Origin of the sequence: Streptosporangium sp. CA-115845 (genome assembly GCF_050943795.1) — a bacterium.
Taxonomy (GTDB): Bacteria; Actinomycetota; Actinomycetes; order Streptosporangiales; family Streptosporangiaceae; genus Streptosporangium.
Genome location: NZ_CP191988.1, coordinates 3,063,458 through 3,085,913, shown reverse-complemented (window position 1 = coordinate 3,085,913; position 22,456 = coordinate 3,063,458). Strand labels below are relative to the sequence as shown.

Genomic DNA, 22,456 nt, shown 5'->3' with positions numbered 1-22,456 from the left:
TGGCACCGGGCCGCTTTCCTGCCCGGCCGCCGGGTCAGATGGCGCGGCGGTGGGTCCAGCGGCCACCGAGCAGGGTGCCGAGGATCGGCATGTGACGGAGACCGTCCCCGTCCAGCCCCGCCGGGTCGTACTCGGTGATCACCAGGTCCGCGGGGTCGCCCGGGCGCACCCCGGCGCGGCCCCGGCCGGCCGCCGCCAGCGCCGCCGGCAGCGAGATCGCCTGTTCCGGGTGCCACGGCGGCCGCTCGTCGTCGGTCCTGGCCACGGCGGAGGCGATGCCGTCCCACGGGTCGAGCGGCGCCACCGGGGCGTCGGAGCCCAGCTCCAGGGTCGCCCCCGCGGCCAGCAGGTCCGCGTAGGCGAAGGCCCGCCCGGTCCGCCCCCGCCAGTGCAGATCGGCCACCTCCCGGTCGTCGGGCGCGTGGGCGGGCTGCACACCCGCCACCAGACCGGGCCTCGCGAACCTCCCGAAGTCCTCCGGGCGGACCAGTTGCGCGTGCTCGATCCTCCCCGGGCAGCCGACCCGCTCGAAGGCGTCCAGCGCGATGCCCACCGCCAGGTCGCCGATGGCGTGCACCGCCGGGGCGATCCCGTGCCTCGCGGCCAGCTCCATCACCCCGTACAGCTCCTGTGGCGGTGTCTCCAGCAGCCCGCGCGCGTCGCCACCGGGATACGGGTCCGTGCAGTAGGCGGTCCTGGTGTTCAGCGAACCGTCCACGAACGTCTTCACCGGCCCGACCTCCAGCAGGCCCCCCGAGCCCGCGATCGGCTCCCCGGTGCGCAGGCCGCGATCGATCGCCTCCCGGAGCCGGTTCACCGGGATCGAGCAGCTGACCCGGACGTCGACCGCCCCCCGCGAGATCCGCCGGGTCCAGTCGGTGACGTTGTCTGCGAACTCGAAGTCCAGCACGCCGACGACGCCCCTGGCCGCGGCGGCGGTGGCGGCCTCGGCCACCCAGCGGTCCAGCTCGTCCTCGGGCGGCGGGGGCATCTGGGCCATCGCGTCGTAGCAGTCGCGCTCGCGCAGCACCCCCGTCGGATGCCCGCCCCTGCCGATCGCCGCCAGCGCGGCCGGGCTGAACCAGGCGGTGTGCAGGTCGTTGCTCACCAGCACGATCGGGCAGCCCGGCGCCGCCGCCTCCAGCAGCGACTTGTCCGGTGTGTCCGGCCACAGGCCGTCGCGGAAACCGTAGCCGACCGTGAACCCGGCCGTACCCGCCTGCGGGGCGACGAGGTCGACCGCCTCCCGCGCCGACCGCGCCGAGGTCAGATCGATCCTGCGCCGGGCCTGCGCCCACTGCACGGAGTGCACGTGCGCGTCCCACAGCCCCGGCAGCAGGGTGGCGCCCCCGACGTCCACCGACTCGTCGCAGGGGGGAGACTCGGCGGCCACCTCCGCGACCCGGCCGTCGACGATCAGGACATGGCGCAGCGGACCACCGGGACCGATCCGCGCGTTACGCAGCAGCAGGCGAGAAGAGGTAGAGGACATAAAGCAGACTTTAGGCGGATAGCCGCTGGTCACTCACCCCGGCTCCCCACCCCGCTTCCGTGACCTCCCTGCCGATCGAACTCCTATCTGACGGCAATCCAGCTGTCTAAGGTAAAACTGGGGATTGCCTTCGGTAGGAGACTTTCGATATGGGGCCGACGCCGCCTGCGTCATCGGGAAACGGGTCATCTCCGGATGAATACTCAGGAATTCATCCGGAGTTGATGGAGCAATTCATCGCGTCGCTGGAGCAGGCGCGGAAAGTGATCGGTGAGGAGACCGCGAAAATCCTGAACGTGCTTTCCTCGGTGGGCGCCGACCGGTCCGCGGCGCTGCGGATCCGCGAGATCGAAGGCTGGCTGGAACAGGAGATCCCGCGACTGCGCAAGCGTAGCCAGCTGATCCAGGAGGCTGACTCCCTGGCGGACTGGGCCCCGGCCCTGACGGGTCTGGGCCTGCTGGGACTCGCGCCGTCGCCGGAGGGCGGAGGGCTCATGGCGTTCGACGAGAAGGACCTCGCGACGCGCACCCTCGCCAACGACGAGGGCAGGAAGCTGGCGGAGACCCTCGCCGGGCTGTCGAGGACGGGTCCGCACTCCTCCAGAAACGACTACGACCGGGCCTTCGAGCAGCTCGCAGACCGGGGCAGGGACGCCGACTTCACCGCCGGGTTCTTCGCCGTCCTCGGCCCGAAGGGAGCGGCGGCCGTGCTCCGGGAGCTGAATCACTACCGTGGCGAGTCCGCCAGGAAGCACTGGAAGACCATGGGCGAGGCTCTCGCCACCGCGGTGGCCCGGCGGCCGAAGACGCTCGGCCCGGCTTGGGAGCCGGAGAGCCTCGGAAAGGTGCGGGCGGCCGAGCTGGGCCTGCTGCTCGGGCATGGCAGGTTCCCGTCCAGATGGCTTACCGAGGTGGTCCGCCCGCGCGTGCAGAAATCCCCCGGGGACGAGGTCCTCGCACGCTGGACCGCCGACCTGAGCCACTTCCTGTCCGCCCTGGCCAACAATCCGGAGACGGCCAGGGCCCTGTTCAACGACCTGCCGCGCGAGGATCTGCGGGATCTGTTCTCCGAACTCAACAAGGAGGTCTCGCTGTATCCCAACGAACACGACGCGATCGCCTTCGACCTGGAGGCGGAGTTCGGCCGGATGCTCGCCGCCGGGGCCGGTGTCTTCGAGAAGCATTCCCCGGGTCCGGGGGCGGTGCGATTCGCCTTCAACGCCATGACGACCATGGGAGACCTCCGGACCGGGGCGGACTTCCGCAATCCGGAGGGGCAGCCGATGGAGGTGGCGGAGGGCGCGAGAATCTTCATGTCGATGCTCGCGGGCGCCTACGCCGCCGAAATAATAGAGGGAGCCAGCTTCCGGGACGCCAACCGAACTGGAAACAGTGTTTTCGAGAAGACGGACACGCTCATCCTCGGGCTCAACCCAAAGTTTGTCCTCAGCCCCGGGGACACTTATCGGTTCATGAAGACATTCGCTGACTCTGCGGAGCACATGAAGCCATTCGAGGAGGGGATGGGGAGGTTCTCCAGGCATCTCATGGACTCGGCCGCCGCGAAGGACCAAGGGAAGAACACTGAATACCTTGGACGCGCTTTCACGGGATTGGGTTATGTGGCAGGAATGCAGATCGCCGCCACGAACGCGGTCCAGAAGGAGATGGATGAGTACGACCAGAAAATGAGGGATCGACTCTTCTTCATCCTGGGTCTGGGGGTCGATGCCGCAGGGTTCGCCGCCTCTGGGTTGAAACTCGTGGAAACCTCGTTCGACGACTTCATCTGGTTTCTGATCAGCAAGCCCAGCAGCGAGACCATCGACTCGTACAAGGACATCGACGAGACTCGTCTGGACAAGCTCAAGGAGGGCAATCGCCTGGCCACCCTGGGCAGTGAGTACTGGATCTTCCACGAACTGAAGCGCTACGGGTTCTCGTACAAGGTGCCTCCCACCGACCCCGCCTTCAGCCATCCACCCATCACTGGGGCCAATGGGAACCTCCTCCCCTTCGGCACATTGGCTAAGGATCCGAAGGCGCTGAAGAACCTTGCAGACTGGCTGATCAGCAACGGTTCGGGGAGTGGAGACAAAAGCACAGCCGGGGAAGCCGCAGCAGAGATCGACCTTCTCTTCACCGGAGCAAAAGGAAAAACCAGAGATAATCCCGCCCCGTGGGGATGACAGAGGTATCAGGAAGTTCTTAGGCATTCGGTTTCTCCGGAGAGAACGAAGTTCTTGTCCTTTGGGGACGTAGTGACCACTTTGACGTATGACTCCTTTTTGACCAGCTCATCACGCGGCGCTACCGGATCGGCGGATGCGACTTTATAGCCCCGCTTGATCAGGCCACCAGCCAATATGTTGAGCGTACTCATCGGATCGTGCGAGCTGGAGGTACTTATTCCGGTAATTCCATACGTCCGCCTGGATTTACCTTCCCCACAAGGAATGTTCTTGCCGCCTTCATTTGTTACTTTAACGCTCTCAGCCTGAATTAGATTCATCAGCCAGTCGATGTCGGCCTTCAACGTCGCCTCGGCCTGGGCGGCCGTCGGCTCCGGAGGGGTGGAGGAGCACGCTCCCAGAGCCAGCGCCCCCACGACGGCGATCACTGCTGAGCTAATACGGGCGGAAGCAAGGTGTGCCACAGAACTCTCCGTTCATACCGGCCAACATCACCTAGCTTCAATGATGTCTGATAATCGAGCATTTTCCAGGAAGAGCACCCAAACATGTCAGACTGGGATGGTCAGCGAACGCAACCGTTCGTCCAGGTCCTGGACATACTTGTTGCCCTCCCACGGCGTGAGCCGAGCACGAGTCTGCCGTACGGAGTGAACCAGACGAGTGGAACTGTGCCCCACGACGGCCTGCGCGGCCTTGTCAATCATGGTGGCGGCCGCCGGAATCTCCTGCTTCTTGATCAGCACAGTCGCGTATTCGAGTTGAAGGATGCTTTTAACCCGGACAGAACCGGCCCCCATCTTCGCGAGCCTTTGCTCTACTTCGGCCATCGCCCGGTCGAACTGCCCTGCCTTGATGAGGCAGAACACGGCATGGCGAGCAATGCGGTCCGGTTCAAGCCAGAAAAGGTGCCGGAGTTCCGCTCCATTCCGACTGCTATCTGCCAATCTGACAGCACGATCGAGCATCCGAAGCCCTTCCCCGTCGCGCCGCGTATTCGAGAGCACCCTGGCAACTATGGAGAAGGTCGCTGCCTGTTGCAGAGCGTTGCCGCTGTTCTTGGCCCACCCCTCGGCTGCGAAGGCATGATCTATGGCCATGGTTGGCTTCCCTTGAAAAATCGCCATGTCAGCCATCAGCCCGTGCAGATGAGCCAGGAGAGCAGGAGCACCCAGCTCGTAACCCGCGGCCAGCCCTTCCTGATAGCGACGCGTGGCACTCATGTAGTCTGTCAGGTCGTAGTAGCACCAGCCCGTCATGTGGCAGAGACTCCAGTAGACCCTCAGCAGGCGCTCGCGGAGGGCCGGGGTGAGGGAGCCCCGTTTGAGGATGTCGTCGACCATGGCGCGCTTGGCCTCGGCGACCGGGAGGACCTGCCGGGGGCCGGACGCCTCGTCCATGGCCCACAGCCGGGCGGTGAGCCGCTCCAGCACGTCGATGGTGGCCGCGTCGATCGGGCCCCGGTGGCGGGCTGCGGCTGCCAGGCGTTCCCGTTCCGGTGGGGTGAGGTGGCGCAGCAGGCCCAGAGCGGGCGTCCCGCCTAAGACCAGGGCCAACTCGAAGAGCAGTTCGCGGCGTTTCACGTCGGCCTCCTCTGCGCCGACCGCGCGCAGCAGGTCGGCGCAGAGGGTGGGCGCGGGAACGAGTGGGGGAAGTGCCTTCGTTCCCTTGGTGCCCGCGATGGCCGGTGCGGACACCTCCCGGCGGTAGTGCGGATCGAGGTGACGGTGGTCGGCCCGGTCGATCAGGTCGCGGTCCCGTACCCCGTATGAGGCGTAGACCTCGTCGGTGACCAGGCGGCGGGCGGTGGTCTGGTAGACGCGGGCGAAGATGGCGACCGCGCCCGCGCCGGGACGCCGCCCGGCCTGTGGCCAGGCCTCGTAGTCGTAGAACCGCGCGGCACGCAGGGTCGCGGTGCCCGCCGGGTCGAGGTCGTTGTAGGCCGCCACCACGTCGCCCGCCGTACGGCCATGGGCGTAGCGGTACAACCGCAGCGGGCTGACCTGGTGATCGAGGGCGAACACGCCGGCGATCTGGTCGAACGTGAGGCGACAGGCCCGCAGCGCCTCACTACGCCGCCTGCACCCCAGCAGGATCCGGTATCCCTCTCCGGGCATCCGCACTCCCTTCCCCGAACACACACGGATCGTATGGCTTCGGTCACGGAGAATGACAGCCCGGCGGGGAAGTGGGGATCCTCGACCGCGGAACAAGATGTTCTCGCAGGTCATCGGCGCTGTGCGCGGAGTATCTCGCCGACGGTGTCCCGGAGGGCTACCGCGCGGGAGGGCCGGACCACTGTTCTGCCAACGATTTTTCCCTGACCAGGAGACCAGGAGAGCGCGCATGACCGCTACCCACGACGGCGTGGCCCCGGAGTTGATCGACGCGATGGTACGACTCCGCCCTGGCGGCCTGACCTGGCGGCGGACCTTCCCCGGCCGCCCCGCCCAGGTGCCCGAGGCCCGGCGTTTCGTCAGGTTCCTGCTGGCGGACTCGTCCTTTCAGCGGGACGCGGAGCAGATCGTCGCCGAACTCGCCGCCAACGCCGTCCGCCACACCGCCAGCGGGCGCCCGTACGGCACGTTCGTCGTCGAGGTCGTCCGCAGACCCGAGGTCACCCGGGTGACGGTCTACGACTCCGGCCAGGGCTCCGTCCCCGCCATCGTCCACCCCACCCTCCTCGGCGAGGGCGGCCGGGGACTCCCCCTGGTCACCGCCCTGGCCTCCCAGGTCGGCTGCCGAGGCAGTCAATCCCACGGCCACGCCGTCTGGGCCCAGCTCACCGGCGAGAGGTTCCCCGAGTGCCCATGACGAGCGGGCCGTCATGACACTAGACGGGAGTGAAACCAAGTGCCGCAGCTGCCTCGCTCTGGGCGTTGTCACGGCTGGCGAAGCCGAGTTTGTCTCCCGGAGCTTCCAGTAGCGAGACGGCTGCCAACTCCGCGACAGCGAGGTGGATCGCGTCGAGCGCGCGAAGGGCATGGGTGTAGACGATCTCCGTAGCCCGTTGCTCCACGGTGTTGCGAGGAGCGGTCAGCAACGTGACGGGGCCGTCCTCTCCAAGATCTGCCGCCAGTACGGCAAGCCTGGTGTCCAGTTCCAGCAGCCGCCTGGCACGAGAGGCGCGCACCAGCACGCCGGTCACCTCCACCACCGTCAAGGTGCCGGTGACAAGCAGGTGCTCGGGGTTTTCGAGAAGTTCCCTGGCGCGGCCGTGACCCGGTTCGTCGTGGAGGTAAGCACAGGCCAGAACCGAGGAGTCGACGTAGGTGAGCACGATGGTCAGCGGCCCTCGGCCCAGAGGTCGTCGAGAAGCGGGCCTATGCCCCTGGTGGCGGCAAGTGCGCGTTCACGGTCGGCTTCGGTCACCGGAGGAGCGGGGGGACGCTCGGCGAGCACGCCGAGCCGACGAGCACGTGCACGAAGCTCCGCCCGGGCATCCAGCACCTCGTCGGACACACCGTGGGCGAGGATCTCCCCGGCGGTGGCGTTGATGGAACGGCCGGTACGGCGAGCCCTCCGGGTTATCCGCCGATGCAGATCGTCATCGATTCGAAGAAGTAGTTGCTTCATACTCCAACGATATCAATCGAATCCCTAAAAGTGATATCATTTTCCGCCGGGCATGCGACGGCCCCCGTGAATGAGTTCTCACGGGGGCCGTCTGGAGGGTGCGGGTCGTCAGAGACCGGCGGCGGCGCGCAGGGAGTCGGCGCGGTCGGTGGACTCCCAGGAGAAGCCCTCGCGACCGAAGTGACCGTAGGCGGAGGTGCCCGAGTAGATCGGGCGGAGCAGGTCGAGGTCGCGGATGATCGCGGCCGGGCGCAGGTCGAAGACCTTGACCACGGCTTCCTGGATCTTGCTGATCTCGATCTTCTCGGTGCCGAAGGTCTCGACGAACACGCCGACCGGGTGCGCCTTGCCGATGGCGTAGGCGACCTGGACCTCGGCGCGGTCGGCCAGACCGGCGGCCACGATGTTCTTCGCGACCCAGCGCATGGCGTAGGCGGCCGAGCGGTCGACCTTGGACGGGTCCTTGCCGGAGAAGGCGCCGCCACCGTGGCGGGACATGCCGCCGTAGGTGTCAACGATGATCTTGCGGCCGGTCAGGCCGGCGTCGCCCATCGGGCCGCCGATCTCGAAGCGGCCGGTCGGGTTGACCAGGAGGCGGTAGCCCTCGGTCTCGATCTCCAGGCCGGCCAGGACCGGGTCGACCACGTGCTCCTTGATGTCGGGAGCGAGCATCTCCTTGAGGTCGATCTCGGCCGCGTGCTGGGTGGAGACGACCACGGTGTCGAGCCGGACCGGCTTGTCGCCGTCGTACTCGACGGTGACCTGGGTCTTGCCGTCGGGGCGCAGGTAGGGCACTGTGCCGTCCTTGCGGACCTGCGACAGGCGCTCGGCCAGGCGGTGCGCCAGCTGGATCGGCAGCGGCATCAGCTCAGGGGTCTCGCGGCAGGCGTAGCCGAACATCAGGCCCTGGTCACCGGCGCCCTGGCGGTCGAGTTCGTCGCCCGCCTCGCCCTCGCGGTTCTCGTAGGCGTCGTCGACGCCCTGGGCGATGTCGGGCGACTGCGCACCGATGGACACCGACACGCCACAGGAGGCGCCGTCGAAGCCCTTGTGCGAGGCGTCGTAACCGATCTCGAGGATCTTCTCCCGGATGAGACCGGGGATGTCGACGTAGGTCTCCGTCGTCACCTCTCCGGCGACGTGGACCTGACCGGTGGTGATCAGCGTCTCGACCGCGACGCGGCTCTTGGGGTCACCCTTGAGCATGGCGTCGAGAATCGCGTCACTGATCTGGTCGGCGATCTTGTCCGGGTGGCCCTCTGTGACCGACTCGGAGGTGAACAGGCGACGGGACAAGTCAGTGGCTCCTCATGCAGCGGCTGCTGGCGTCTGGGGCTCTGGCATCGGCAGGACACCAGTAGCGCTCCGGCGAATTCTAGCCCCACCTGATGCGGGGCCGCGAAACCGTCTCAGATCGTGTCACCCTAAATGTTCAGTTCATGTAGTGGAAGAGCTGCGGGTTCACCGGCATCCACCGCGGGGAAAGCCGGCTGCCTCACGACGTGAGGCGGGACACACCCCGCAAGGACCCGGAGCCCGCGAAACCCCCGGCTCGCCTCACTCACCCGGGCCTCGAAAGCTCCGGCACCCCGGGCTCACCCACGTCCCGCGCGGCGGGATGCGCAGCCCCGCCCGGATCCTCAGGGGCTCACAGCCCGGTTCACAGATCGGGCAGCGGGTCGGGCGGCAGCGTCTCCGGGGCGAAGACCTCGGCGTCGGCGGCGGAGATCACCGCGGCGTACTCCTCCTCGATCTCGAACACCATGCCGCCGAGCTCGATGGCCGCGCCCGCGGAGAACTCCAGCGGGCCGAGCCGGGTGCGCCGGGTGTGGGTGGCGTACACCGAGGTCGGCGCGTCGCGGTCGAAGAACTTGGTGGAGAGCAGGTAGATGGTGCGGTCAGTGATCACGATGAGGAAGGTCGCCATGCCCGGGGTGCCCACCGACAGAGCCGGCAGGACATAGTGGATCTCCTCCCCCGGAGGAAGCAGCGCTCGGCATCGTGCCCTGACCGCGGCGGCGACCGGCATGATCCAAACCCCTCCCGGCTGCGATGTGGCAGGGCTCTGGGAGGCAGTATCCGCCGGGAGTCGGGCTACGGCAAGTGGTCAGGCCAGGCGCGCGGCGACGAGGTCCCAGACCACGTCGGCAAGGGCCTCCTTGGGACCGCGCGGGATGTCGACCTGCTCCCCGTCCGCGAGGAGGACCACCGCCGCGTTGTCGGGGGTGCCGAAGGCGAGGTTGTCGCCGACCTGGTTGACGACGAGCAGATCACAGCCCTTGCGGGTGAGTTTGGCCCGCCCGTTGGCGAGGACGTCGTCGGTCTCGGCCGCGAATCCCGCGATCACCCGAGGGTACGGCTTGAGCCCCGCACGGCGCCGTTCCCCCAGCTCCGCAAGAATGTCCGGATTTTTCACCAGATGAATGGCGTCAGGCTCATTGGCGGTCTTCTTGATCTTCGACCCGCTCCGCGCCGAGGGCCGGAAGTCGGCGACGGCGGCGGCCATGACCACGGCGTCGGCACCCTCCACCGCCTCCAGCACGGCGTCGCGCAACTCCAGGGCCGAGGTGACCCGGACCACCTTGACCCCCGCGGGGTCGGGCAGGGCGACGTTGGCCGCCACCAGGGTGACCTCCGCCCCTCGGGCGACGGCCGTGCGGGCCAGGGCGTAACCCTGCAGCCCCGAGGAACGGTTGCCGATGAAACGGACCGGGTCGATGGCCTCGCGGGTGCCGCCCGCGGAGATCACCAGGCGACGGCCCGCCAGGTCCGCGGGGCGCCCGGAGAGGACGCCGCGGCAGACCTCGAAGATCTCCTTCGGGTCCGGCAGACGGCCGGGGCCGGTGTCGGCCCCGGTCAGGCGGCCCACCGCGGGATCGACGACGATCGAGCCGCGCTCGCGGAGCGTGGCCACGTTCGCGCGGGTCGCGGGGTGCTCCCACATCTCGGTGTGCATCGCGGGGGCGAACACCACCGGGCAGCGCGCGGTGAGCAGGGTGTTGGTCAGCAGGTCGCCCGCCAGCCCGTGGGCGGCCTTGGCGAGCACGTCGGCGGTGGCCGGCGCGACGACCACCAGGTCGGCGTCCTGCCCGATGCGGACGTGCGGCACCTCGTGCACCGACTCCCAGACGTCGGTCGTGACCGGGTTGCCGGACAGCGCGGCCCAGGTCGGCTCACCGACGAAGCGGAGCGCCTCCCTGGTCGGGACCACGCGCACCTCGTGGCCGGACTCGGTGAACAGGCGCAGCAGCTCACACGCCTTGTAGGCGGCGATGCCCGCGCTCACACCGAGGACGACCCTCGGCCTGCGGGGAACCACGGAGGTCGGCATCGAGGTGGGTCAGCCCTCGATCGGCTCGGAGGTGAGCAGGCCCTCGCTGACCTCGCGCAGCGCGATGGAGAGCGGCTTCTCCTGCGCGTGGGTCTCGACGAGCGGGCCGACGTACTCGAGCAGGCCCTCGCCGAGCTGGGAGTAGTAGGCGTTGATCTGACGCGCCCGCTTGGAGCCGAAGATCACGAGACTGTACTTGCTGTCGACGATGTCGAGCAGGGCGTCGATCGACGGGTTGGTGATGCCTTCGGAGTAGGCGGCGCTGGTTGCCACGTGTGATTTCCCCTAGCTAGGTGAACGTCCGAGGCGTGAACCCTCGGGAGCATCAGCCAACAAGGCTATCAGCCGATGGCATACATCCTGGACTGACGTGTTGACGAGCGTCAGGTCGAACTCCCGCTCGGCCGCCATCTCGATCCGGCCGGCCGCCAGGCGGCGGGCGATGACGTCCTCGGGCTCGGTACCTCTGCCGCGCAGGCGCTTCTCCAGCTCCTCCCAGGTCGGGGGGGCCAGGAAGACCAGCAGTGCCTCGGGCATGGTCGCCCGGACCTGCCTGGCGCCCTGGAGGTCGATCTCCAGCAGCGTGGGCACCCCGGCGGCGAGTTTCTCAAGCACCGGGCCGCGCGGCGTTCCGTACCGGTTCCCGGCGAACTCGGCCCACTCGAGCAGCTCGCCGGAGGCGGCGAGGCGGTCGAACTCCTCGTCGTCGGCGAAGAAGTACTCGACCCCGTGGGTCTCCCCGGGACGGGGTTTCCTGGTGGTCACCGAGACCGACAGCCACACCTCCGGGTGTGCCCGCCGAAGCTCGGCGACGACCGTGGACTTGCCGACGCCGGACGGCCCGGACAGGACCGTCAGACGCCTACCGGCCGGGAGTCCGGCGAGGGCTCGCGCCCCCTTCGGACCTCCGGCCGAGGATGTGGAGCGACCGGCTCCGCCCTCGGCGGTTGCCTCCGGAGCCCGACTCTCGCCGGACCGCGACGTTCCGGTCACTCCAAACCCCCCGTGATGCTGTCCCCATATGGGGTGAACGTGGTCGTATGAACCGAGATTAGCTCTCGGCCCCGCCGAACTCACGCTCGAGCGAAGCCCGCTGGTTCGTACCCAGGCCCCGCACGCGGCGGGACTCGGCGATGCCAAGCCGCTCCATGAGCTGCTTGGCGCGAACCTTGCCCACGCCGGGGAGCGACTCAAGAAGGGCCGAAACCTTCATCTTGCCGATGACGTCGTCGGCCTGCCCGTCTTTGAGCACCTCAGCCAGAGAGACCGCACCGTGCTTCAGGCGGTTCTTCACCTCGGCACGCTCTCGGCGGGCCTTGGCAGCCTTCTCTAGGGCTGCGGCGCGCTGCTCAGGGGTTAGGGGAGGAAGAGCCACGCCGGGTCACCTCGAATTTCCTGTCGATGTACTCGGACGGGAAGGGAAACTAGCTGGTCATGGCGCTTCAAGCAACGTCAAGACCACTTTATCCCCCTAGAAAATCTACTTCGTGACTTTCCGTGCTCACGACATCGCTCTGTGTGGACAAAACTACGCTCAACGCCGAGTTTTCCGGGGTTGTGTCATGCGCCGTGTCCGGCGGCCGCGGAGGTGCGCCGGAGGGCCGCGGCGATGCCCGCGGCCGTCGCGCCGGGGTCGGCGGAGCCGGTGATCGGGCGGCCGATCACGAGAAGGTCCGCCCCGTCGGCGAAAGCCTGCTCGGGAGTCGCTACTCTTGCCTGATCCTGACTCTCGGCACCGGCGGGGCGGACGCCGGGGGTGATGAGCGTGATGTCGGGCCCGACCTCGGCACGCACCGCGGCCACCTCGCGCGGCGAGCAGACGAGGGCCTGGGCGCCCGCGGCGACGGCCATGGCCGACAGGCGGCGCACGGCGTCCTCGGACGGGCCCCTGACGCCCATCTGCTCCAGATCGGCCTCCGAGAGCGAGGTGAGCAACGTCACCGCCGCGATCTGGGTGTTGGGCACGGCCTCCACCGCCGCCCGGATCATCGCGGGGCCGCCGGTGGCATGGACCGTCAGGATGGCGGGCTTGAGCCTGGCCACGGCCCTGGCGGCGCCCGCGACGGTGTTGGGGATGTCGTGGAGTTTAAGATCGAGAAAGACCCGCACCCCGCTCGCCCCCCGGACCGAGGCGATCACGTCGGGGCCGTAGCGGAGGTAGAGTTCCAGCCCGACCTTGACCGTGGTGACGTGTGGAGTGACCAGGCTGGCCCAGTGAGCCGCGGTCTCGAGGTCTGGCGCGTCCAGGGCGACGGCGATGGGTGCGGGCGTCACAGGGAACTCTCCTCAAGGTCTATCCGGTGCCGGGTGGACGCCCCCGGCGGGCGGTGTGCCAGCCCGACCGCGTCGGCCAGCCGGTGGAACCCCCGGGCCGCCAGGATCTCCTCAAGCTCGCGGAGGATGCGCAGGCAGGCGTAGGGGTCGTGGAACAGTGCGGTCCCCACGGCGACGACGCAGGCTCCGGCGAGAATGAACTCGAAGGCGTCCCTGCCGGTCAGCACGCCGCCCATGCCGATGATGGGCACGCTGGGCAGGGCCGCGTGGACCTGCCATACGCAGCGTACGGCCAGTGGCCTGACCGCGGGGCCCGACAGGCCGCCGGTGACCGCCGCGAGCACGGGCCGCATGGCCTCGGTGTCGATGCTCATGCCGAGCGGATTGTTGATCATAGACAGGGCGTCGGCGCCGCCGTCCACGCACGCGCGGGCCACGCTCACGATGTCCATGACGTCCGGGGAGAGCTTGGCCACCACGGGCACGTCGTAGCGCATCACCGAGCGCACCGAGGCGATCACCTCGGCGGAGGCCGCGCCGTCGCGGGCGAAGACCCGGCCCCGGTCCTCGATGTTGGGGCACGACAGGTTGACCTCCACGGCGGTGACGCCGGGCGCGTCGGTGAGCCTGCGGGCCAGCGCGGTGTACTCGGCCACGGTGCCGCCGCCGATGGACACCACGGTCCGCACGCCCCGCTGGGCCAGCCAGGGCAGCTCACGCTCCAGGAAGGCGTCCACACCCGGCCCCTGGAGCCCGACAGCGTTGAGCATGCCCGAGGGCGTCTCGGCCATCCTGGGGGTCGGGCGGCCCGCCCTGGGGGCCATCGTGATCGACCGGGTGGTCAGCGCGCCGATCCGGGCGAGGTCGAAGAACTGGGCGAGTTCGGAGCCGGACGCCGCGCACCCGGCGGCCGTGGTGACGGGGTTGACCAGTTCCACGTGCCCCAGGTACGTCCGCATGTCAACCGGCATTCCGTATTCCTCCACCGGGCGCTCCCAGCGCGTCGAACGGGATCGTCCCGACGTCGTCGAAGCGGACGCGCTCACCCCTGAAGACCGGTCCTTCGACGCACGAGCGCACCATCCGGGTCACCCCGTCGTCCCCGATGACCGGCAGCACGCACGTCATGCACACGCCGATCCCGCACGCCATCCGCTCCTCGACCGCCACCTGGACGGGGATGTCGAACTCGACGGCCACCGTGGTGACGCCGTGCAGCGTCGGCATCGGACCGCAGGCGTAGACCGCGTCGGCCCGTACGTCGGCGATCACGCCGGGCAGCACGTCGGTCACCCGGCCGCGCATGCCCAGGGAGCCGTCCTCGGTGGTCAGCGTGGTCGTCTCCCCCATCCTCCTGGCGCGCAGGGCGCCGAACACCCGGTCGGCCGAGGCCGCGCCGAGCACGAAGTCGACGCGGCAACCACGCCGCTGGAGGGCGTCGGCCACGGTGAACAGCGTCGCCGAACCGTGCTCGGCGCCAACCAGGACGCAGGTCACCGGGTCTCTGGGCAGCGGGAACGGGCGGCCGAGCGGGCCCACCAGGTCGAGGGTGTCGCGGGCGCGCCGGTCGGCCAGCCAGGCCGTGCCCGGCCCGCTCACCGAGAAGACGAACTCGACGGTACCGCCGTAGTCGGGCTTGACGTCGTGGACGAAGAAGGCACGGCGCGTCAGCATCGACGTCTGCGCCCCGCCCACGGCCACCCCGACGAAGTGGCCGGGACGGAAGCGCTCGGCGATGCCGGGCGCCACCACGGTGAGCGCATGGTAGGCGTCGACGCGGCGCGTCGTCAGCACCGTGCCCGTCACCTGCACCGGAGTAACAGGCGTCTTCCTCACCTCCGCTGGGGCGCCGGCCTCACTCCTCAACCGCTCCGCAACCGCTTCGCGTGCTCCTGGAGGGACCGTACGCCGATGTCGCCGCGGACGATCGCCTGGATGCCCTGCACCGCCGCGGCCAGGCCCTGAACCGTGGTGATGCAGGGGATGGCGCGCAGCACGGCGGCGGTGCGGATCTCGTAGCCGTCCAGGCGGGGTCCCGACTGGCCGGGGCTACCGAAGGGGGTGTTGACGATGAGATCCACCTCCCCGTCCAGGATGCGCCGGACGATGGTCTGCTCACCCGCGGGACCGGCTCCCTCGCTGTGCTTGCGCACGATCTTGGCACGGACACCGTTGCGGCGCAGGACTTCGGCGGTGCCCTCGGTGGCGAGGATCTCGAAGCCGAGGTCGGCGAGGGCCTTGACCGGGAAGATCATGGCGCGTTTGTCGCGGTTGGCGACCGAGACGAACGCCCGCCCCTTGGTGGGCAGCGAGCCGTAGGCGGCGGCCTGCGACTTGGCATAGGCGGTGCCGAAGAACTCGTCGATGCCCATGACCTCGCCGGTGGAGCGCATCTCCGGGCTGAGCACGATGTCCACGCCGCGGAACCGGTTGAAGGGCAGCACGGCCTCCTTGACCGCGATGGGCGCGTCCAGCGGCATGGTGCCGCCGTCGCCGCTCTCCGGCAGCAGGCCCTCGGCGCGCAGTTCGGCCACCGTGGCGCCCATCATCACCCGGGCCGCCGCCTTGGCCAGCGGCACCGCCGTGGCCTTGGAGACGAACGGTACGGTACGGCTGGCGCGGGGGTTGGCCTCCAGCACGTACAGGATGTTGGCCGACATGGCGTACTGCACGTTGAGCAGGCCGCGCACGCCCACGCCTCTGGCGATGGCCTCGGTGGCGGTGCGGATGCGCTTGATGTCGTAGCTTCCCAGCGTCATCGGCGGCAGCGAGCACGCCGAGTCGCCGGAGTGGATGCCGGCCTCCTCGATGTGCTCCATCACGCCGCCGAGGTAGAGCTCCTCGCCGTCGAAGAGCGCGTCGACGTCGATCTCCACGGCCTCGTCGAGGAACTTGTCCACCAGCACCGGGTGGTCGCTGGCCGCGCCCGCCTTGGCCATGTAGGCGATCAGCGTCTCGTCGTCGTAGACGATGGCCATGCCCGCGCCGCCCAGCACGTAGGAGGGGCGCACCAGCACCGGGTAGCCGATCTCCGCGGCGATGGCCAGCGCCTCGTCGGAGGTCACCGCCACGCCGTGCTTGGGGGCGGGCAGGCCCGCCTCGGCGAGGACCCGGCCGAACGCGCCGCGCTCCTCGGCGAGGTGGATCGACTCGGGCGAGGTGCCGACGATCGGGACACCGGCGTCCTTGAGCGCCTGGGCCAGGCCGAGCGGGGTTTGGCCGCCGAGCTGGACGATGACGCCCGCGACGGGGCCGGTCTGCTGCTCTGCGTGGACGACCTCCAGGACGTCCTCCAGGGTGAGCGGCTCGAAGTAGAGGCGGTCGGAGGTGTCGTAGTCGGTGGAGACCGTCTCGGGGTTGCAGTTGACCATGACGGTCTCGTAGCCGGCCGCCGACAGCTCGAAGGAGGCGTGCACGCACGCGTAGTCGAACTCGATGCCCTGGCCGATCCTGTTGGGCCCCGAACCGAGGATGAGGACCTTGGGGCGCTCCCCGTAGGGGACCTCGCTCTCCTCGTCGTAGGTGGAGTACAGGTAGGGGGTCTGGGCGGCGAACTCGGCGGCGCAGGTGTCGACGGTGTTGTAGACCGGTCGGACGCCGAGCGCGTGGCGCAGGTCGCGCACCCGCGACTCGGTCATGCCGCGCAGCTCGGCGATCTGCGCGTCGCTGAAGCCGTACCGCTTGACCCTGGTCAGCACCTCGGCGGTCAGTTGCGGCACCTCGCGCAGCTCGGTGGCCATCTCGTCGATCGCGATCAGCTGGTCGACGAACCACGGATCGACACGGGTGGCCTCGAACAGCTCCTCGGCGCCTGCCCCGGCGCGGATGGCCTGCTGCATGGTGAACAGGCGCCCGTCGTGCGGGATGCGGCAGGCGGCCAGGAGCTCGTCCCTGTCGCCCGGATCGCCCGCCCAGGTGAAGGAGGCGCCCTTCTTCTCCAGTGAGCGCAGCGCCTTCTGCAGGGCCTCGGGGAAGGACCGGCCGATCGCCATGGCCTCACCGACCGACTTCATGTGGGTGGTCAGGGTCGCGTCGGCCCCGGAGAACTTCTCGAACGCGAACCGGGGCACCTTGACCACGATGTAGTCCAGCGAGGGCTCGAACGACGCCGGGGTCTCCCTCGTGATGTCGTTGGGGATCTCGTCCAGCGTGTAGCCGATGGCGAGCTTCGCGGCGATCTTCGCGATCGGGAAGCCGGTGGCCTTGGAGGCGAGCGCCGAGGAGCGCGAGACACGCGGGTTCATCTCGATGACGACCATGCGGCCGGTGCGCGGCTCGACGGCGAACTGGATGTTGCAGCCGCCGGTGTCGACGCCGACCTCGCGGATGACCGCGATGGCCACGTCGCGCATGTTCTGGTACTCGCGGTCGGTCAGGGTCAGCGCGGGGGCCACGGTGACGCTGTCACCGGTGTGCACGCCCATCGGATCGATGTTCTCGATCGAGCAGACGATCACCACGTTGTCCGCCCGGTCGCGCATGACCTCCAGCTCGTACTCCTTCCAGCCGAGGATGGACTCCTCAAGGAGCACCTCGGTGGTCGGCGAGGCGTCGAGGCCCGCCCCGGCGATGCGGCGCAGCCCCTCCTCGTCGTGCGCGAAACCGGAGCCGACCCCGCCCATGGTGAAGGAGGGCCGCACCACCAGCGGGTAACCCAGCCGGTCCGCGGCGGCCAGGCACTCGTCCATGGTGTGGCAGACGAACGAGCGGGCCGACTCGGCGTTGAGGCCGTATTCCTCGGCGACCTTGGCCACGATGCCCTTGAACAGCTCGCGGTTCTCGCCCGCCTGGATGGCGTCGACGTCGGCGCCGATCAGTTCGACCTCGTAGCGCTCCAGGACGCCGGCCTCGTACAGGGAGATCGCGGTGTTCAGCGCGGTCTGCCCGCCCAGAGTGGGCAGCAGCGCGTCGGGCCGCTCCTTGGCGATGATCTTCTCGACGATCTCGGGAGTGATGGGCTCGACGTAGGTGGCGTCGGCGAACTCGGGGTCGGTCATGATGGTCGCCGGGTTGCTGTTGACGAGGATCACGCGGAAACCCTCGGCACGCAGCACGCGGCAGGCCTGGGTACCCGAGTAGTCGAACTCGCATGCCTGGCCGATCACGATCGGTCCTGAGCCGATCACCATGATCGACTGGATGTCCGTGCGCTTAGGCACCCTTGCTTCCCTCCGTACCCATGGTCGCGTCCGGCTCCTCGCCGGCTCCGCGGAAGACTCGTCCCCCGGACCGCTCCGTACCCGTGGTCGCGCCCGTGTCAGTGCTCTCCCCGTTGCCCGTTCCCCGCTTCCCCGCCATCAACGCGCAGAAGTCGTCGAACAGGCTTGCGGAGTCGTGCGGGCCGGCCGCGGCCTCCGGGTGGTACTGGACGCTGAAAGCCGGGCGGTCCAGCAGCCGCAGCCCCTCGACGCAGTCGTCGTTGAGGTTGACGTGGCTGACCTCCGCCGGGCCGTACGGCGTGTCGAACACGCCCTCCAGCGGTGCCCGCACCGCGAAACCGTGGTTGTGCGCGGAGATCTCCACCTTGCCGGTTCCCCGGTGCTGTACCGGCTGGTTGACACCTCGATGGCCGTAACGCAGCTTGTAGGTGCCCAGCCCCAGGGCACGCCCGAAGAGCTGGTTTCCGAAGCAGATGCCGAAGAACGGGACACCCGCGTCGAGGACCCCGCGAAGCGCCTTGACCGGTCCGTCGGCGGTGGCGGGGTCGCCGGGGCCGTTGGAGAAGAACACCCCGTCCGGACCGAGCGCGAGGATCTCCTCCGCGGTGGCCGAGGCCGGCAGCACGTGCACCTCGCAGCCGCGCTCGGCCATCCGGTGCGGCGTCATCGCCTTGATCCCGAGGTCGACCGCGGCCACGGTGAACCGCCGCGTGCCGATCGCGGGCACCACGTACGGCTTGGCGGTGGAGACCTCCCCCGCCAGGTCCGCGCCCTCCATCGGGGGGCTGCCCAGCACCCGCTCCAGCAGCTCCTCGACCGGCGCCAGAGCCTTGCCGGAGAAGACCCCGGCCCGCATCGCTCCCCGCTCCCGCAGGTGACGGGTCAGCGCGCGGGTGCCGGGAATGGCGATGCCGACGACGCCCTGCTCCCTGAGGTAGTCGTCCAGGGAACGGTTGGAGCGCCAGTTGGAGGCCACCCGGGCCGGCTCACGGACCACGTAACCGGCCACCCACACCCGCGAGGACTCCGGATCCTCGTCGTTGACCCCGGTGTTCCCGATGTGCGGCGCGGTCATCGCGACGATCTGGCGGTGGTAGGACGGATCGGTCAGCGTCTCCTGGTAGCCGGTCATCCCCGTGTTGAAGACCATCTCGCCGAAGGTCTCGCCCTCGGCTCCGTAGGGGGTCCCGTGGAAGACACGTCCATCTTCCAGCACTAGCACTGCGGTCACTCACACACCCCGATCATCTCGGCTCCAGCTCCGCAAAGTATGAAATATCTGGCACATCGATTCGCCGTCGCCGCACCGAGCGGGACGCCCCCACGTCCCGGTGCGGGAAGGCGGGGAGTCCTCACGTGAGCTTCCCCTCCAGGACCGTCGGCCTGCCGCGCAGGAAGGTCGCCACGACGCGGCCGGGCAGGGTAAGGCCCTGGTAGGGGGTGTTGCGGCTCTTGGAAGCGTAGCCCGCCGGGTCGACCGCGGCTCGCACCGCCGGGTCGTAGAGGGTGAGGTTGGCCGGCGCGCCGACCTCGATCGGCTGCCCGTGCCCCCGAAGCCTGCCGATCCTGGCCGGGGCGCAGGACATGCGCTCGGCGACACCGGCCCAGTCGAGCAGCCCCGTCTCCACCATCGCCTCCTGGACCACCGCGAGCGCCGTCTCCAAGCCGATCATGCCCATGGCGGCGGCGGCCCACTCGGTCTCCTTGTCCTCGACCGGGTGCGGGGCGTGGTCGGTGGCCACGCAGTCGATCGTGCCGTCGGCCAGAGCCGCGCGCAGCGCCTCGACGTCGGCGCGGGTGCGCAGCGGCGGGTTCACCTTGTAGATCGGGTTGTAGGAGCCGACCGGGGAGTCCTCGACGAGGTCGTCGGTCAGCAGCAGGTGGTGCGGGGTCACCTCGGCGGTGACATCCCAGCCTTTGGACTTGGCCCAGCGGATGAGCTCCACCGAGCCCGCGGTGGAGACATGGCAGATGTGCAGGCGCGAGCCGACGTGCGCGGCCAGCAGGCAGTCGCGGGAGATGATCGCCTCCTCGGCGACCGCGGGCCATCCGGTCAGGCCCAGCCTGCCGGAGACCGCGCCCTCGTTCATCTGCGCGCCCTCGGTCAGCCGCGGCTCCTGGGCGTGCTGGGCCACGACGCCGTCAAAGGCCTTGACGTACTCCAGCGCGCGGCGCATGAGCACCGCGTCGGAGACGCACTTGCCGTCGTCGGAGAAGACCCGGACCCGGGCCGCCGAGTCGGCCATCGCGCCGAGTTCGGCCAGGCGCTCGCCGCCCAGGCCGACCGTGACGGCTCCGACGGGCTGCACGTCGCAGTAGCCCGCCTCCTGGCCCAGGCGCCAGACCTGCTCGACGACGCCGGCGGTGTCGGCGACCGGGTCGGTGTTGGCCATGGCGTGCACGGCGGTGTAACCGCCGAGGGCGGCGGCGCGGGTGCCCGTGGTGACGGTCTCCGCGTCCTCACGTCCCGGCTCGCGCAGGTGGGTGTGGAGGTCCACCAGGCCGGGCAGGGCGATCAAGCCCTCGGCCTCGACGGTCTCGACGGCCTCGCCGCCGCTCAGCCCCTTGCCGATCTCCACCAGGAGACCGTCACGGATCAGGATGTCGACGGGCTCTCCGCCGAGGATCCTGGCGCCCCTGATGACGATGCCGTCACGCGTGGCCCCGATGCGGTCGTTCATCAGATCTCTCCCCCGAGGTCGGCGCCGCCAAGCAGCAGGTACAGAACGGCCATGCGTGCGGTCACCCCGTTGGCGACCTGCTCGACGATCGTCGAGCGCGGCGAGTCGGCCACCTCGGCCGCGATCTCCATCCCCCGGTTCATCGGGCCGGGGTGCATCACGATGGCCTGGTCGGGCATCCTGGCGACGCGCTCGCGGTCGAGCCCGTAGCGGCGGCTGTACTCCCGCTCGGTGGGGAAGAACGCCGCGTTCATCCGCTCGCGCTGCACGCGCAGCATCATCACCACGTCGGACTTGGGCAGCATCGCGTCGAGGTCGTAGGAGACCTCGCACGGCCAGGAGCCGACGTTGACCGGGAACAGGGTCGGCGGGGCGACCAGGGTCACCTCGGCGCCGAGGGTGGCCAGCAGCAGCACGTTGGAGCGGGCCACCCTGCTGTGCAGCACGTCGCCGACGATGGTGACCTTCCTGCCGTCCAGCGAGCCCAGGCGGCGGCGCATGGTGAAGGCGTCGAGCAGGGCCTGGGTGGGGTGCTCGTGGGTGCCGTCGCCGGCGTTGACGACGCTGCCGCGCACCCAGCCGGCCAGCCGGTACGGGGCGCCCGAGGCGCCGTGCCGGATGACGACGGCGTCGGCGCCCATCGCCTCCAGGGTGAGCGCGGTGTCCTTGAGCGACTCGCCCTTGGAGACGCTGGAGCCCTTGGCGGAGAAGTTGATGACGTCCGCCGACAGGCGCTTGGCCGCGGCCTCGAAGGAGATCCTGGTCCGGGTGGAGTCCTCGAAGAAGAGGTTCACCACGGTGCGGCCCCGCAGGGTGGGGAGCTTCTTGATGGAACGTTCCGAGATCTTCGCCAGCTCGTCCGCGGTGTCCAGGATGAGCAGGGCGTCGTCACGGGTCAGATCGGCCGCCGAGATCAGGTGCCGCTTCACCGGCCGTCCTCCTTCAGCAGCAGGACCGCGTCGCGGCCGTCGTTCTCCTCCAGGTAGACCTTGACGCTCTCGGACTTGGAGGTCGGCAGGTTCTTGCCCACGTAGTCGGGGCGGATGGGCAGCTCGCGGTGGCCCCGGTCGACCAGGGTGGCGAGTTGCACGGCCTGCGGGCGGCCCAGGTCGTTGAGCGCGTCGAGCGCGGCACGGACCGTGCGGCCGGAGTAGAGGACGTCGTCGACGAGGACGACGGTCCTGCCGTCGATGCCGTCGGCAGGCAGTTCGGTGCGGCCCAGCGCGCGGGCGGGACGCAGGCGCAGGTCGTCTCGGTACATCGTGACGTCGAGGGAGCCGACGGGCACGGAACGGCCCTCGAACTGCTTGATGTGGGCGGCCAGGCGGCGGGCCAGGTGGACACCGCGCGTGGGGATGCCCAGCAGGACGACGTTCTCGCCGCCCTTGGTCCGTTCAAGAATCTCGTGGGAGATGCGGACCAGAGCCCGGTTGATGTCGGGCTGCTCAAGAACGGCGCGCGCACCGCTCAGCGCATGCGAAATGGCATCGGTCAAGGAGTAACACCACCTTTCCCGCCTCACGGGACGGGTCTTAAAGGAAGTCAGCGCTCTTACGTTACCAGCCGCTCGACGGCTCCCCCTGACCGGCCTCACCTCGGCGGACGCCGGACACCCGCCCCAGCGATCTTCCTAAAAGTGAATAAATATCGTGATCTTCACTGACTTCCCATGGTTCTGGCGGGTATGCGCTTTAGATCCGTACCAACGCGAGGTATGGCGAGCGCGCCCACGGGGTCCGGGGCGCCGCCCT

Annotated in this window: 21 protein-coding genes; 2 read left to right on the top strand and 19 right to left on the bottom strand. The window is 69.2% G+C overall.

The features are described 5' to 3' along the window. Window positions 1-34: 34 nt before the first annotated feature. Entirely contained in the window at window positions 35-1,492 is a 1,458-nt protein-coding gene (locus ACQP0P_RS16225; protein ID WP_433377111.1) for an amidohydrolase, read from the bottom strand. Window positions 1,493-1,986: 494 nt separating this feature from the next. On the opposite strand from ACQP0P_RS16225, the gene ACQP0P_RS16220 reads away from it, so the two are divergent. Then, a complete protein-coding gene (locus ACQP0P_RS16220; protein WP_433377109.1) occupies window positions 1,987-3,681 on the top strand; it encodes a hypothetical protein in 1,695 nt (564 codons plus the stop codon). A gap of 8 nt (window positions 3,682-3,689) precedes the next feature. Here ACQP0P_RS16220 and ACQP0P_RS16215 read toward each other — a convergent pair whose 3' ends face one another. Together ACQP0P_RS16215 and ACQP0P_RS16210 are read right to left on the bottom strand one after the other, a co-directional pair. Further along, window positions 3,690-4,112, bottom strand: coding sequence for a hypothetical protein (locus ACQP0P_RS16215; protein ID WP_433377106.1), 423 nt, complete (start codon window positions 4,110-4,112; stop codon window positions 3,690-3,692). 123 nt (window positions 4,113-4,235) lie between these two features. After that, window positions 4,236-5,801 carry a hypothetical protein gene (locus ACQP0P_RS16210; protein ID WP_433377103.1) on the bottom strand — a complete coding sequence of 522 codons (1,566 nt, stop codon included), beginning with the start codon at window positions 5,799-5,801 and terminating at the stop codon, window positions 4,236-4,238. A 229-nt stretch (window positions 5,802-6,030) separates the two neighbouring features. Between ACQP0P_RS16210 and ACQP0P_RS16205 the strand changes: the two genes are divergently transcribed. After that, window positions 6,031-6,498, top strand: a complete 468-nt coding sequence (locus ACQP0P_RS16205) for an ATP-binding protein (protein ID WP_433377101.1) — start codon at window positions 6,031-6,033, stop codon at window positions 6,496-6,498. 19 nt (window positions 6,499-6,517) lie between these two features. On the opposite strand, the gene ACQP0P_RS16200 is transcribed toward ACQP0P_RS16205, so the two are convergent. From ACQP0P_RS16200 to pyrR, 16 genes are all read right to left on the bottom strand, one after another. Next, window positions 6,518-6,964, bottom strand: coding sequence for a type II toxin-antitoxin system VapC family toxin (locus tag ACQP0P_RS16200; protein ID WP_433377099.1), 447 nt, complete (start codon window positions 6,962-6,964; stop codon window positions 6,518-6,520). A 5-nt stretch (window positions 6,965-6,969) separates the two neighbouring features. Further along, complete coding sequence (locus ACQP0P_RS16195; RefSeq protein WP_157594289.1) at window positions 6,970-7,260, bottom strand: FitA-like ribbon-helix-helix domain-containing protein; 291 nt, start codon at window positions 7,258-7,260, stop codon at window positions 6,970-6,972. Window positions 7,261-7,368: 108 nt separating this feature from the next. Continuing rightward, the gene (gene metK / locus ACQP0P_RS16190; RefSeq protein WP_355563093.1) at window positions 7,369-8,556 is read right to left on the bottom strand and encodes a methionine adenosyltransferase; all 1,188 of its coding nucleotides are present in this window, start codon (window positions 8,554-8,556) and stop codon (window positions 7,369-7,371) included. A gap of 364 nt (window positions 8,557-8,920) precedes the next feature. Next, window positions 8,921-9,289 (bottom strand): hypothetical protein, encoded by a 369-nt coding sequence (locus tag ACQP0P_RS16185; protein WP_030909976.1) that lies wholly within the window; start codon window positions 9,287-9,289, stop codon window positions 8,921-8,923. A 78-nt stretch (window positions 9,290-9,367) separates the two neighbouring features. Further along, a complete protein-coding gene (coaBC, locus tag ACQP0P_RS16180) occupies window positions 9,368-10,591 on the bottom strand; it encodes a bifunctional phosphopantothenoylcysteine decarboxylase/phosphopantothenate--cysteine ligase CoaBC (protein ID WP_433377094.1) in 1,224 nt (407 codons plus the stop codon). 9 nt (window positions 10,592-10,600) lie between these two features. After that, window positions 10,601-10,864, bottom strand: coding sequence for a DNA-directed RNA polymerase subunit omega (gene rpoZ / locus ACQP0P_RS16175; RefSeq protein WP_030909981.1), 264 nt, complete (start codon window positions 10,862-10,864; stop codon window positions 10,601-10,603). 12 nt (window positions 10,865-10,876) lie between these two features. After that, window positions 10,877-11,449 carry a guanylate kinase gene (gene gmk, locus ACQP0P_RS16170; protein WP_051752025.1) on the bottom strand — a complete coding sequence of 191 codons (573 nt, stop codon included), beginning with the start codon at window positions 11,447-11,449 and terminating at the stop codon, window positions 10,877-10,879. Window positions 11,450-11,642: 193 nt separating this feature from the next. Next, window positions 11,643-11,966, bottom strand: a complete 324-nt coding sequence (mihF, locus tag ACQP0P_RS16165; protein ID WP_030909986.1) for an integration host factor, actinobacterial type — start codon at window positions 11,964-11,966, stop codon at window positions 11,643-11,645. Between the two features lie 185 nt (window positions 11,967-12,151). Continuing rightward, on the bottom strand, window positions 12,152-12,865 hold the full coding sequence (pyrF, locus tag ACQP0P_RS16160) for an orotidine-5'-phosphate decarboxylase (protein ID WP_433377090.1): 714 nt from the start codon (window positions 12,863-12,865) through the stop codon (window positions 12,152-12,154). Next, window positions 12,862-13,836, bottom strand: a complete 975-nt coding sequence (locus ACQP0P_RS16155; protein WP_030909991.1) for a dihydroorotate dehydrogenase — start codon at window positions 13,834-13,836, stop codon at window positions 12,862-12,864. Before ACQP0P_RS16155 ends, pyrF begins: the two co-directional genes overlap by 4 nt. Further along, complete coding sequence (locus ACQP0P_RS16150) at window positions 13,826-14,677, bottom strand: dihydroorotate dehydrogenase electron transfer subunit (RefSeq protein WP_433381911.1); 852 nt, start codon at window positions 14,675-14,677, stop codon at window positions 13,826-13,828. The genes ACQP0P_RS16155 and ACQP0P_RS16150 overlap by 11 nt, the downstream gene beginning before the upstream one ends. 50 nt (window positions 14,678-14,727) lie before the next feature. After that, the gene (carB, locus tag ACQP0P_RS16145; RefSeq protein ID WP_433377086.1) at window positions 14,728-18,024 is read right to left on the bottom strand and encodes a carbamoyl-phosphate synthase large subunit; all 3,297 of its coding nucleotides are present in this window, start codon (window positions 18,022-18,024) and stop codon (window positions 14,728-14,730) included. Then, window positions 18,017-19,255 carry a glutamine-hydrolyzing carbamoyl-phosphate synthase small subunit gene (carA, locus tag ACQP0P_RS16140; RefSeq protein WP_433377083.1) on the bottom strand — a complete coding sequence of 413 codons (1,239 nt, stop codon included), beginning with the start codon at window positions 19,253-19,255 and terminating at the stop codon, window positions 18,017-18,019. The genes carB and carA overlap by 8 nt, the downstream gene beginning before the upstream one ends. 121 nt (window positions 19,256-19,376) lie before the next feature. Next, on the bottom strand, window positions 19,377-20,705 hold the full coding sequence (locus ACQP0P_RS16135) for a dihydroorotase (RefSeq protein ID WP_433377080.1): 1,329 nt from the start codon (window positions 20,703-20,705) through the stop codon (window positions 19,377-19,379). Further along, entirely contained in the window at window positions 20,705-21,634 is a 930-nt protein-coding gene (locus ACQP0P_RS16130) for an aspartate carbamoyltransferase catalytic subunit (RefSeq protein WP_433377077.1), read from the bottom strand. Before ACQP0P_RS16130 ends, ACQP0P_RS16135 begins: the two co-directional genes overlap by 1 nt. Beyond that, window positions 21,631-22,200, bottom strand: a complete 570-nt coding sequence (pyrR, locus tag ACQP0P_RS16125) for a bifunctional pyr operon transcriptional regulator/uracil phosphoribosyltransferase PyrR (protein WP_350924424.1) — start codon at window positions 22,198-22,200, stop codon at window positions 21,631-21,633. The genes ACQP0P_RS16130 and pyrR overlap by 4 nt, the downstream gene beginning before the upstream one ends. Window positions 22,201-22,456: the final 256 nt, after the last annotated feature.